The organism is Candidatus Pantoea formicae, from assembly GCF_011752625.1.
GTDB classification, from domain to species: Bacteria; Pseudomonadota; Gammaproteobacteria; order Enterobacterales; family Enterobacteriaceae; genus Pantoea; species Pantoea formicae.
Window position 1 is genome coordinate 271,216 of sequence record NZ_VWXD01000003.1, and the last position, 11,780, is coordinate 282,995.

General features: G+C 53.9%; 10 protein-coding genes. 4 read left to right on the forward strand and 6 right to left on the reverse strand.

All coding sequences use genetic code 11. The features are described from left to right. Positions 1-9: 9 nt before the first annotated feature. Positions 10-492 (reverse strand): MSMEG_0572/Sll0783 family nitrogen starvation response protein, encoded by a 483-nt coding sequence (locus tag F3J38_RS09990; protein WP_167137778.1) that lies wholly within the window; start codon positions 490-492, stop codon positions 10-12. 369 nt (positions 493-861) lie between these two features. Here F3J38_RS09990 and F3J38_RS09995 point away from each other — a divergent pair, with 369 nt between their 5' ends. Then, positions 862-2,262: an aminotransferase-like domain-containing protein gene (locus tag F3J38_RS09995; protein WP_167137781.1), complete on the forward strand. Its 1,401-nt coding sequence runs from the start codon at positions 862-864 to the stop codon at positions 2,260-2,262. Positions 2,263-2,313: 51 nt separating this feature from the next. Here the strand turns inward: F3J38_RS09995 and F3J38_RS10000 are convergent, their stop codons facing one another. Genes F3J38_RS10000 through galB form a run of 4 tightly spaced genes read right to left on the reverse strand, consistent with a single transcriptional unit; the run spans position 2,314 to position 5,731 of the window. After that, positions 2,314-3,186: an NAD(P)-dependent oxidoreductase gene (locus F3J38_RS10000; protein ID WP_167137784.1), complete on the reverse strand. Its 873-nt coding sequence runs from the start codon at positions 3,184-3,186 to the stop codon at positions 2,314-2,316. A 9-nt stretch (positions 3,187-3,195) separates the two neighbouring features. Further along, on the reverse strand, positions 3,196-4,278 hold the full coding sequence (locus F3J38_RS10005; protein WP_167137788.1) for a 4-oxalomesaconate tautomerase: 1,083 nt from the start codon (positions 4,276-4,278) through the stop codon (positions 3,196-3,198). Further along, entirely contained in the window at positions 4,275-4,997 is a 723-nt protein-coding gene (locus tag F3J38_RS10010) for a 4-carboxy-4-hydroxy-2-oxoadipate aldolase/oxaloacetate decarboxylase (protein WP_167137791.1), read from the reverse strand. The genes F3J38_RS10005 and F3J38_RS10010 overlap by 4 nt, the downstream gene beginning before the upstream one ends. After that, complete coding sequence (galB, locus tag F3J38_RS10015; RefSeq protein WP_167137795.1) at positions 4,994-5,731, reverse strand: 4-oxalmesaconate hydratase; 738 nt, start codon at positions 5,729-5,731, stop codon at positions 4,994-4,996. The genes F3J38_RS10010 and galB overlap by 4 nt, the downstream gene beginning before the upstream one ends. 125 nt (positions 5,732-5,856) lie before the next feature. Between galB and F3J38_RS10020 the strand changes: the two genes are divergently transcribed. From F3J38_RS10020 to F3J38_RS10030, 3 genes are all read left to right on the forward strand, one after another. Next, a complete protein-coding gene (locus F3J38_RS10020) occupies positions 5,857-7,089 on the forward strand; it encodes a LysR family transcriptional regulator (protein ID WP_167137799.1) in 1,233 nt (410 codons plus the stop codon). Between the two features lie 236 nt (positions 7,090-7,325). Next, positions 7,326-8,705 carry an MFS transporter gene (locus tag F3J38_RS10025; protein ID WP_167137802.1) on the forward strand — a complete coding sequence of 460 codons (1,380 nt, stop codon included), beginning with the start codon at positions 7,326-7,328 and terminating at the stop codon, positions 8,703-8,705. Between the two features lie 21 nt (positions 8,706-8,726). Further along, a complete protein-coding gene (locus F3J38_RS10030) occupies positions 8,727-9,695 on the forward strand; it encodes a VOC family protein (protein ID WP_167137805.1) in 969 nt (322 codons plus the stop codon). A gap of 66 nt (positions 9,696-9,761) precedes the next feature. Here F3J38_RS10030 and F3J38_RS10035 read toward each other — a convergent pair whose 3' ends face one another. Beyond that, the gene (locus F3J38_RS10035) at positions 9,762-11,720 is read right to left on the reverse strand and encodes a sigma-54-dependent Fis family transcriptional regulator (RefSeq protein WP_167137808.1); all 1,959 of its coding nucleotides are present in this window, start codon (positions 11,718-11,720) and stop codon (positions 9,762-9,764) included. Positions 11,721-11,780: the final 60 nt, after the last annotated feature.

An 11,780-nucleotide genomic window follows, 5' to 3' on the forward strand; every position in this document is an offset into this window, starting at 1 on the left:
GGCCTCCGCTTACATCGTCCAGGTATCGATAATTACCGCATTGTCACGGACATGCAGTAGCTTGAGATCGAGCACATCAAGTGGATTAATGGGGCGCACGCCTTCCAGCAGCGAAGGTTCGCCATGCCCATATAACGCCTGGAGGGCAAAACGACAGGCGTAGACCTTTCCGCCTTCAGCCATAAATTTAGTGAGCTGGTTGGCATAGTTCTGATGGCCGGGAAACGCTTCTGCCCCGATTGTTGGAAAACCACGCTGAACACCCAGCAGCACACCCGGACCGTACAGCAACATTGAGGTTTCAAACCCTTTACGTTGTAGGCGCGTGGCTTGCAGCATATTGACGAAGCCAATTGACCCCTCAAACGCCACCGTGTGGAAGGTCACCAGTGCTTTTTGACCGGGTTCTGCTTTAACGTCCTCAAAAACCTTTTCTTCGTAATCGACAAAAAAATCACCCGTCTGGTGGGCAGGCATTGTGACTTTTGGCATAGCACTTCTCTCCTAAAGGTTGTCTTGAGGAGCCTGGCTCCCCGTTATGTGACATGTGCAGGTCATGCCCTAGTACAGGAGCAAGGGGCGTGCCAGCCGAGATCTGACGCCATCCAATCAATAGCCCATCAACTGCTCACTTTGTGAGCTAAAAAATTTTATCGGCGAAGTTCAGCGTGAAAAAAGGAGGATTGTATAGCGGTTGATATGTCGTAAAATGCACTAAATTGATGCCTATTTGCACCAATAAAGCACACATCTTAAATCATCATGCAATCAATGATGCAATCAATGAAATCGTCGATTGCAGAGAAAAATGCAGCGCGGCATAGTGAGTGAAAACGGCTCATTCGATAAGGCGTTGCGACTATGCTCAACAAACTCTCCAGCCGCTGGCACGGCCATCAGGCGCAAAACACCCCGCGTCCCGCCTACTTGTTAATTGCTGACATTATTGCTGATGGCATTAACAGCGGTGAATTCCTGCCTCGTGACCGCCTGCCTCCGTTACGCGATCTTGCCCTCTCACTGTCGCTCAATTACACCACCGTCACGCGCGGCTATGCCGAGGCAAAACGGCGAGGGCTGATTGATTCACGTCCAGGGTTAGGCAGCTATATTCGAGGCAAAGTCCCTTCAATGCCACTCAGCGGCGGGAGCAGCTATGAGATGACGATGAACTCGCCTATCGAGCCGGGAGAGGACCTGGCGCAGGCGATCAGTGAAGGTGCGATAAACCTGTTCACGCAACAAAACATACTCAGTCTGTTGCGCTATCAGGATTTTGGCGGACACGCCGATGATAAGGCGATGGCCAAAGTGTGGCTTGAGAAGCAACTGCCGCCAGTTAACGTCGAAGAGGTGTTAATCACGCCGGGCATTCACAGTGCCCTCGTCGGGTTATTGACGCTGTTATGCCGTAAAGGGGGCAGTGTCTGCGTGAGCGATCTGATCTATCCCGGCCTTAAAGCTATCGCCAGCCAGTTAAACATCACGTTGCAGTCTCTCCCTTGTGATGAGGATGGCCCGCTACCGCGTGCGTTTGAACATCAGTGCCAGACCGGGCACATTAGCGCACTCTATATCAATCCGACTTTGCAGAATCCCACCACGTTAACGCTGCCATTACGTCGGCGTGAGGCACTGGCGGATGTTGCTTCGCGCTACAGTATTCCGGTCATTGAAGATGAAGCCTATGCGGCGCTGATGACAGAACACATTCCATCGTTCAGTGAACTGATTCCTGAATTGACGTGGTACATCACAGGCATGTCGAAGTGTTTTGGCCCAGGGTTACGTACAGCCTTTGTCAAAGGCCCCGGCAAACGCAATACGCAATTACTGGCGGGCGCGTTGCGCGCACTCAACGTGATGGCAAGCCCGATCACCAATGCGCTGGCATCACAATGGATACAGGATGGCACGGCCGATCGCGTGTTGGGATCCATTCGTGCAGAAGCGGGAATTCGCCAGAAACTTGCCGCCGATATTCTACGGCCTTTTAACTTACGCGCTTCGCCAGAGGGCTTCCACTTGTGGCTACTGTTACCGCGCCACCTTCACTGGAACCCCGCAGAAGTGGCGGTAAAATTGCGGGAACTTGGGGTGAGCGCCGTCTCCAGTGCCGCGTTTTGCACCGACAACAACCCGCCTGATGCGTTACGTATCTGCCTGGGAGGTGCATGGTCACGCGCGATATGTTCCGAGAACCTCCAGACTATCGCGCATGTTTTAGCGCATCCAGAGCACTATCACAGCATAGTGTTGTGATGATCAAACGCCACATAGAGCAATGCCGCCATGAGTTCTGGCGGCCATTCCCTACTTCAATGTGTTCAGTGACGTCTGCCAAACAAAGGGCTGTAAATCTGAGTAGAGGATGCCTCGCTCGGCCATTTTAGCCGGCATAGCTGCCTGAACCCGGCGGATCGCCTTGCTCATCATGGCGTCCACTCCCGCATCTTGTAAGGTTTTCACCACTTCCCCCATCTCTTCCGCTCGCCTGACGCCATGCTCAGCGACGCGGCTAATCAGATAATGAGGCAGCTGATCGTCCCATCCCATCGAAGGGAAGCTCGCATGCAGTGAGGCCAGCACGGCATCTTCAACGCCATACTGTTGCGCGGCACTGAGGCATTCAGTGGTTAAGGCTTCCAGCCCTTTGATCATCACACTGCGGCACATCTTTATGGCAGAGACATCGCCGATGCTGTCACTTACTGCGCGAGCACTGCAATCGAGGCTCGTCAAGGTTTCAGCCATCAAGTCAGCATGGGCTCCAGCCAGCAGCAGCGGTGTTGCCAGCCGCTTGGGTGGCACGGGTGCCATTACAGCCACGTCAAGGTAGCTGCCTTTTCCATGCTTTACGGCCTCTGCAGCGGCTTGTTTCGTGGCTGGCGAGACGGAGTTAAAGTCGAGGAAGTGTTGCCCTCTCACTAATAACGGCGCCGCCTGCTCAGCGACGTCCCGCGCATTCCCTGCCGTCACCAGGGACAGGATGAGATCAGCACCTTGGATCGCATCGCCAAGCGATGCGGCAACTCCCACATTGAACTGTTGAGCACGCGCGCGAAGCGATGCAGCTTGTGAACCCAGCAGTTTTTTATCCCAGACGCGGATAGTCGCTTTGCGCGCCAGGTCTTCAGCATAGATTTGCCCGGCCTCGCCGAAGCCGATAATGGCGATTTGTGTCATCCTGCTCTCCTATGTGCCCGACCACACTGTGCCTGGAATCGCCACCCGGCCATCAAACAGCAGCCGTGCGGTGCGAATTAAACCACTGCGACTGACATTGCCTTGTGCATCACGGGTCAGCATCACGCTGAACTCGCCACTGGGATGCTCCACTGCCAGCCGCTGTTCATGCATGCTGCTGACGCGGGCTAAGCCTTCTGCTACCGATCCTGGAATCAGGCATGCCGTCGCCACACTGACCGCGCCCAACACGCCAATCGATGCGTGGCAGCGGTGGGGAATAAAGGTGCGCGAGCTAATAGCCCCCCCGTTTGTGGGGGCGGCAATCAGCGCCATTTTCGGTACGGTGCGTTGCGCGACATCACCAAGATTCATCAAGGGGCCGGCCTGCAGTCGGATTGATTCAAGCTGCGCTTTTAGCTTCTCATCACCATCCAGTTGTTCACGACTTTCCAGTCCGGTGCGGTGTAAGTCGGCGGCTCGCACCACCACGACCGGCATGCCGTTATCAATGCAGGTCACGTTAATTCCATCAAAGGTGTCTACCGCCCGGCCGGTCGGTAACAGCGCACCGCAGCTGGACCCGGCGATATCCGCGAATCTCAGTACCTGCTCTGCGGCAGTCCCGGGGACACCGTCAATCTGCGTATCGCCCTGATACTCCACGGCACCTTCTGGCGTCGGAATTTGCGCTTCGGCAATTTGACCGGTGTTCACCATAAAGATGCGCACTCGCGTCATCGCGCCTTCTACGGGGACTAACCCTTTTTCAATCGCGAAAGGGCCAACAGCGGCAAGCACATTACCGCAGTTTTGCCCGTAATCGACCACGGCCTTATCCACATTGACCTGCGCAAACAGATACTCCACGTCTGCATCCGGGCGTGAAGAACGTGAAATGATCGCAACTTTACTGGTGAGCGGATCGGCACCGCCGATGCCATCAATTTGGCGTTTATCTGGCGAACCCATCACCGCCAGCAACACATTATCGCGTACGGATGGATCGGCAGGCAGGTCGCTGGCCAGAAAGCAGGCCGCTTTTGACGTGCCGCCACGCATCATTGTGCAGGGGATCAGGGTTTGCTTCATGATGACGCCTTTGCCAGTTCGTCCAGTGACTCGACGTAACGCAACCCTTTTTCAGCCAGGTGCTCACGCATTTGATAAATATCCAGTCCGAGTTCGCCAGAGGCCAAACGAACGCGTTTGCTCTCTTCATTGGCCACACGCTGCTGCGCGGCGTGCATAACTTGAGCAGCATCAGCGCGGGGAATCACCACCACGCCATCATCATCGGCCACAATGATATCGCCGGGATTGACCAGTTGGCCGGCACAAATAACGGGAACGTTCACGGAACCAATGGTGGCTTTTACCGTACCCTGTGCGTGTACAGCGCGAGACCAGACCGGAAACTGCATGTCACGTAAGGTCTGACTGTCACGGATGCCAATGTCACCCACCAGCGCGACGACACCTCGGTCCTTTAACGACGTCGCTAACAGATCGCCAAAGAATCCATCATGGCAGTCAGATGTAGGGGCCACCAGCAGCACATCTCCCGGCTGACACTGCTCTACCGCCACGTGAAACATCCAGTTATCACCGGGTGACACCAGCACAGTCACGGCACTGCCGGCGATAGTGACGCCTTGCTGGATAGGTTTTATGCGTACATCTAATAAACCCTGACGCTGCTGAGCTTCATGTGCTGTTGCTACGCCAAACTGCGCGAACTGAGCCACCATATCGCGATCAGCGCGATCGATATGGCGCACCACCACGCCTTTTTTATTCACAAGGCTCATGAAAGGTCCTCCGTCACGCGCGGGAACAGACTTTGATAGCCTTCGCCATGGGTGATAACCCGAGTAGAGGTGATACCGGTGTTACGTTTGGCCTGCACGCCACGCTGTAGTGCCACCCGCGTGTAGTACTCCCACAGATGTTCCTGACCTGCCATGCATTGAATCGCCTGATATTTCTTGTCCCACACCGAGGTGATATCCAGCAGCACATCCGGTTTCCACTGACACTGCTCCGGCTGATGCGGTTCAAAACAATAGACGGGTGGCGCACCAATAATCGGCTCACTGGGGCGATATCCCTCTGCCTGGGCAATAATGCGCGCTTCCTGCGTCAGATTTGCCGCGAGTGGGTGATCATAGTTGTAGGGATCGGCAATCGAGTGCGTCAAAACAAAATGGGGCTGGATGCGACGGAACACGTCAGCCAGACGGAATAAGGTCTCTTTGTCAGCTCTTAGCGGGTAATCGCCTAAATCGAAGAACTCAATACTGGCACCTAGCACTTCTGCGGCCGCTTCCGCTTCCACCTGGCGTTGCTGTTTGACGAGGGCTTCCGTCATGCTCCCTTTACGCCATAACTTGGCTGACTCTCCGCGCTCACCAAAGGAGAGGCAGACGACGTGAACGTCATAACCCTGCGAAGCGTGCAGTGCAATGGCACCACCCGCACGCCAGACGAAGTCGGCAGAATGCGCACTGACCACTAAGGCGCTCTTTTTGATGTTGTTTTCCATGTTATTCCCCTGCTGTTGCGTTTTTTTCATGCTGGCATGCAACGCGCTGCACGAATAATTCCTTTCATTGCGCAGGCTATGACTTTTATTTATGTTGTGATTAGGGTCGCGCATTGGGGAAAGTTATGACGAAATATCAAACAGAAGACAATGACATTAAAATCATGCAATTAAGGTCACTGTGCATGGTGGCTGAGCGTGGAACGGTTTCTAATGCAGCGGAAAATTTGTTTCGCACACAATCTGCGGTGACCCGCTCACTGCGTGATTTGGAACAAACGTTATCCACCGCGCTATTTGAACGCCACTCCAGCGGAATGCTGTTAACGGATGCTGGGAAATGTGTGTTGCCGCGCGCGCAGCGAGCACTGGGTGAGTTGCAGCAAATCCCGGCGATGATGGCGCGTTTTAAACAGCATGGCAGTCATCGGGATGAAGCCGAGCCCATCTGGCTGTTCAACGTCCGGCGCTTGCAAATCTTTTTACGACTCTTCCACTTGCACCATACCCAAAGCGTGGCCAGTGCGTTGGGTATCAGCCAACCAGCGGTCAGTGCCGCATTGAAGGTGCTGGAAAAAGGGGCGGGCGTGAACCTTTTTCAACGATCGCCAAAAGGCATGATGCCTTCAACGGCGGCGCAGGAAATGGCACCCCACATCAGCCGCGCACTGAATGAAATTCGTCATATTCCAGAAGATCTTGCCGCCCATGCGGGTGATATTCAGGGTACGGTACAGGTGGGTGCCTTGCCGCTGTGTCGCAGTAGCCTGCTACCGCGTGCCATCGCACGTCTGGTCGCCCAACACCCATCGGTAAAAGTGGTGACCAATGAGAGTGCCTTTAGCAACCTGGTCACCGAATTACGATCCGGTGATGTGGACCTGATTTTGGGGGCGCTGCGTCAGAATGACAGCGTACCTGATTTGGATAATCGCGTGCTGTTCACTGAAGAGCTGGTGCTGCTCGCACGTCCACAGCACCCATTGGCCGGAAAACCCTTGCTACCCGCTAATTTGGGTCACACGCAGTGGATTTTACCGCGCGAAAACAGCCCCGGCCGTCAGTTGTTGGACCGCGCCTTCCAACGCTTAGGTATGGCGCCTCCCACCCCGGTGGTTGAAAGCGGCGATCTGGCGATTATACGAGGACTGTTACTCAACTCCGATATGGTCGCCGCCGTCTCCAGCCACCAGTTAGCCTACGAATTGCGTGCCGGTATTCTTAAACCGCTGAGTTTTGCCCTGCCCGATACGCATCGCGCGATTGGCCTAACGTTACGCCAGGGTGCATTGCACTCGCCCGCCACCCTGGCATTGATTGCCAGCATTGATGCTGAAGCATGTACGGATGCGTCCTAAACGAAATTCATACATTCACATGCTGAAATGTTGACCACAGGCTCTGCCTGTGGCTTGTTTCGCCACATTGGCAAGCCATCAAGTTTGCCAAGCTGCTCACAATATAAATGTAACTCATACCTCTAAAAGCCTTTTTTGACAGACACTCCGCGCTTGGCTGCATAACGTGTAAGGGCATTCACACTCCTCTCACTACGACAATAACGGCCCTACGAGCCCTAACAGAGAGCTAAGCCATGAACACAAACAAGCTGATCGATATTAAACAATGGATCGACTCTCGTCCGATTTCGCCCTTCCAGTGGCGCGTGCTGATACTGTGCCTGATTATCATCATGTTTGATGGTTATGATGCCGCCGTGATGGGGTTTATTGCTCCCGCGCTGATTGAGCAGTGGCATATTTCCCGTGCAGCGATGGGACCGATTCTGGGTGCGGCGATGTTCGGCGTTGCCATTGGAGCCCTCATTGCGGGCCCGCTGTCCGATCGTTATGGACGAAAGAGAGTCATCTTACTCTCCGTCGCGATGTTTTCTGCTTTCAGTTTGGCCTGTGCTTTCGCCTCATCACCGTTGCAAATGGCGCTGCTGCGTTTCATTGCCGGGCTGGGCTTAGGGGCAGTTATGCCTAACTGCGTGACTCTGCTCGCCGAATATATGCCAGAGCGTCGTAAAGGGGTGATGATCACCCTGATGTTCAGTGGTTTTAATATCGGCTCCGGTTTGGGTGGTTTTATCGCCGCCGCACTACTCAGCCATTATCACTGGCCTGCCGTGTTGATTGTGGGGGGAGCCGTGCCGCTGCTATTGCTGCCGTTGTTAGCTGTCTTGCTGCCAGAATCAACCCTTAACTTAGTGGTGCGTAAAGCACCGCGAGCGCAAATCGCCGCCTTACTCAATCGCATGGGAGGGCACTTTACGCAACATGACGCATTTGTACTGAGTTCACCTCGCATCCAGCGCAGCAGCACCATTGCACAGTTGTTTAGTCACGGTTTTGCCCGCGGCACGATTATTCTGTGGCTGACCTACTTTATGGGGCTGTTTGTAATCTATCTGCTGAATGGCTGGTTACCCACCATTATGCGTTCTGGCGGTATTTCGCTGGAACAAGCCGCCATTCTTGCCGGTCTGTTCCAACTGGGTGGGCCATTAGGCGGCATTTTGGTCGGGGCGTTAATGGATAAGTTAAACGCGAAATACGTCATCGGCGTGGTGTATCTGTTGGGATGCGTCTGCCTGATGGCGCAGGGCGTTTTCGCCTTCTCCGGTGTGGCATTAGGCGTGTTCATATTTATTATTGGCATGTGCATTAATGGCGCGCAGAATGGTCTGCAAGTCTATTCTCCTGCCTACTATCCCACTGAGATTCGCGCGACTGGCGTAAGCTGGATGCACGGCATTGGCCGTACGGGCGCGATTTTAAGCTCATCCGTAGGCGGACTGCTGATGGGGGCCTTTCCTGCCCAATCCGCCATTTTCTTTATCCTTGCCCTGCCCGCATTATTGGCTGCATTGAGTATCGTGTTGCATCGCAATGTCGCGCTGGAAATGAAAATTAAAGGCGCGGAATTGAACGACATTCCCGCGCTGTCTCAAACCCTGAATAACCGTTAATACCCGTTAAGGAAGATTCTCATGACGCAGCACCTGTCAGAACCTTGTTTCGATATCGCGCATCTGGCCCATGTTGAGATGTACACCGATAAATTTGAAGAGAGTCTGAATTTCTTCGTTAACGTTTACGGCCTGACGGTCTCCGCCCAGGATGAAAATCACGCCTGGTTGCGCGCCTGGGACGACTACGAATTTCACTCGCTGAAACTGACGCGCCATCACACCACCGGCGTGGGGCATATCGCCTATCGTACTAGCTCAGAAGCCGCATTGTTGAGGCGTGTCGCCGCGATCGAAGCCAGTCAATATGAAGTGATAGGCTGGGTGGATAACGAACCTGGGCACGGGCGTGCTTTTCGCTTTGCCGATCCCTTTGGGCATATCTTCGAAATCTACTACGATACGGTGCGTTACCAGCCTGAGCAAGATGAGCGTCCGTCTTTAAAGAATCTGGCACAACGTTACCATGGGCGCGGCGCTTGCCCGCGTCGACTGGATCATCTCAATCTGCTCGCCGCAGATGTGCGTGAGTTCAAAGCCTTTATGGAGACCTGCCTTGGCGCACGTGTCACTGAAATGATTCAGTTAGATAATGGGCGCATCGGCGGATGCTGGTTCACCATCAACAACAAAACTTACGATCTGGCCTGTACCGAGGAGCATGGCGGCGGCAATGCGCGCCTGCACCACGTGACTTACGCCACGGATACACGGGAAGATATTCTGCGCGCGGCGGATATCTTCCTGGAAAACGGTGTGCACATTGAGACCGGTCCGCACAAGCACGCCATTCAGGGCACGTTTTTCCTGTATGTTTGGGAGCCTGCCGGAAACCGTGTTGAGCTGGCGAATTCGGGCGCGCGCCTCATCCTGGCTCCAGACTGGCAGACCGTGGTATGGACTGAATCTGAGCGTAAGAAAGGTCAGGCCTGGGGATTAAAAACCATTGAGACCTTCCATACTCACGGCACCCCACCCGTCGAAGGGTAACCTCAAAGCGCCCAGCCCATCGGCTTGGGCGCTTATCGTCTGTTTCAGTTCAACAATGCAGTAACTTTAATCCTTCCGGAATGACGTCACGTCAACCTGCCACACCTTGAGTTTGTTATATAACGCCGTGCGTGAAATACCCAACTGCTGGGCTGACTGACGCAGATTCCCTTTTTGCTCTTTGACGACGCGTAAAACATGTTGGCGCTCATGCTCCTGTAACGAAGTGAGTGCCTGAGGAGTTACCGCCACGTCACCACAGGTCATTTCTTCCGGTAAGTCATCCCTGCCAATTTCCAGTCCTTCACACAGGTTCACCATGCGTTCAACGAGATTCTCTAACTCACGAACGTTGCCGGGCCAGTGCCATGCCTGTAAAAAATGCATCGCTTCAGGTGACACCTGCGGTGCGATGCGCTTTAGTCGGGTACAAAGGGCATGAATGAAGGTATTCACCAAACCGGGTATGTCTTCCTGACGTTCGCGCAGGGGTGGAATATCAAGGGAAATGACGTTTAGGCGGTAGAACAGATCGCGACGAAAAGCGCCTTTTTCCACCGCATCCATGAGGTTGCAATGGGTCGCGGCGATAATGCGCACATTGACCTTAATAGGGTGAGCCGCACCGATACGCACTACCTCGCTTTCTTGAAGGACACGCAGCAAGCTTGTTTGGGCCTCCAGCGGCATTTCAGCTATTTCATCCAGAAAAAGCGTGCCGCCATCTGCCAGTTCAAACTTACCCGCTGAGCCACCACGACGCGATCCGGTGAAAGCGCCATCTACGTAGCCAAAGAGTTCGCTCTGCACAAGATCTCTTGGCAAGGCACCACAGTTCAGGGCAATAAAAGGTTCATGATGACGAGGGCTGGCATTGTGAATGGCTTGGGCAAATAACTCCTTCCCAGTGCCACTCTCTCCACTCAACAGTACGGTACTGTCTGTACGACTACTGGCCCGCGCTTTAAAAATCGCTTGCTGTACACGTGGCGACATCCCTCTAATCATTTCAAAGGTATAACTGGCGCTGACGCCCATGACTCTGCGGGTAATGGCGCGAATACGCTGGTTTTCTCGCAGTGACAATACGCGCCCATCATCTGGCGCGGGCATCAGGGAGATCAGGCATGAAATCGGCTCCGCGTTATGCGGAATGAACTGGATCTCGCGGTCATTACAAAAGGGCATGGTCAGTAATGATCCCCCCTCCGGCCTCAGAACCACGTCGATGGTGCCTGCATGCGGATCAATATCTTTAAAGATTTGCCGTGCATAGCGGTTGAGGGTTTTGATGTGACCATGCCGATCACAGACGATTACCCCTTCGTTTAGCGTTTCAAGGATGGATTGTTGCTCAGCGAGTAAACGCTGCAGCATGAGCTGTTGCCCTACCGCTTCAGCAGCAGCCTGAACGGTGCCAAGGGTATGCGCATTAAAGTTATCCGGGGTGGCAGTCAGCGTCAGTACGCCAAGCAGCTTGCCACTGCCGTCTTTTACCGGCGCTGCGGCACACTGATAATTACGTTTTCGCAGGTCCAGCTTCCAGTTTTCTCCACTCAGAACATAGACCAACCGCTGTTCAATCAAACAGCGGGCGGTGCAATTAGTACCCAGAACATCTTCACGCAAAATACTGCCGACCGGGGTCAGGTCCGATCCGCAAAAGTACAGCGTCACCCCCTGCGCATCCGTCAGGTTGATGTGGCCGTCCGGGTTATAGGCCAACAGATTTTCCATAACGCTGCGGGCCACCTGAATGAACTCCGCGTTACGTTCAATAATCGCGTTCAGCTCATCAGCGGGGGGAGAAATATAGTGAAATGAATGCGGATCGATACCACGCTGCTGCGAGCGATTCCATGAATCAAGGATGTTCGGTCGCATCCATCCCGGTTGAATGCCTTCTTCGAAACTCTGCCAGCCCTGCCACAGCAGATTCTCCCATTCCACAACTTCATTGCCGTCTGGCAGGCTGAAAATAGGATCACTTTCATCTTTGATGGGGGAACGCTCAGTGAATGACACGCCATCCTTCCTTGTTCAAGAGTATGTACATTAAGTTTACATGTTAACTTGACATGTAAA

Bases quoted from the DNA above. Each gene is read 5' to 3' on its own strand.
- F3J38_RS09990 (WP_167137778.1), bottom strand. From the start codon at position 492: ATGCCAAAAGTCACAATGCCTGCCCACCAGACGGGTGATTTTTTTGTC.
- F3J38_RS09995 (WP_167137781.1), top strand. From the start codon at position 862: ATGCTCAACAAACTCTCCAGCCGCTGGCACGGCCATCAGGCGCAAAAC.
- F3J38_RS10000 (WP_167137784.1), bottom strand. From the start codon at position 3,186: ATGACACAAATCGCCATTATCGGCTTCGGCGAGGCCGGGCAAATCTAT.
- F3J38_RS10005 (WP_167137788.1), bottom strand. From the start codon at position 4,278: ATGAAGCAAACCCTGATCCCCTGCACAATGATGCGTGGCGGCACGTCA.
- F3J38_RS10010 (WP_167137791.1), bottom strand. From the start codon at position 4,997: ATGAGCCTTGTGAATAAAAAAGGCGTGGTGGTGCGCCATATCGATCGC.
- galB (WP_167137795.1), bottom strand. From the start codon at position 5,731: ATGGAAAACAACATCAAAAAGAGCGCCTTAGTGGTCAGTGCGCATTCT.
- F3J38_RS10020 (WP_167137799.1), top strand. From the start codon at position 5,857: ATGACGAAATATCAAACAGAAGACAATGACATTAAAATCATGCAATTA.
- F3J38_RS10025 (WP_167137802.1), top strand. From the start codon at position 7,326: ATGAACACAAACAAGCTGATCGATATTAAACAATGGATCGACTCTCGT.
- F3J38_RS10030 (WP_167137805.1), top strand. From the start codon at position 8,727: ATGACGCAGCACCTGTCAGAACCTTGTTTCGATATCGCGCATCTGGCC.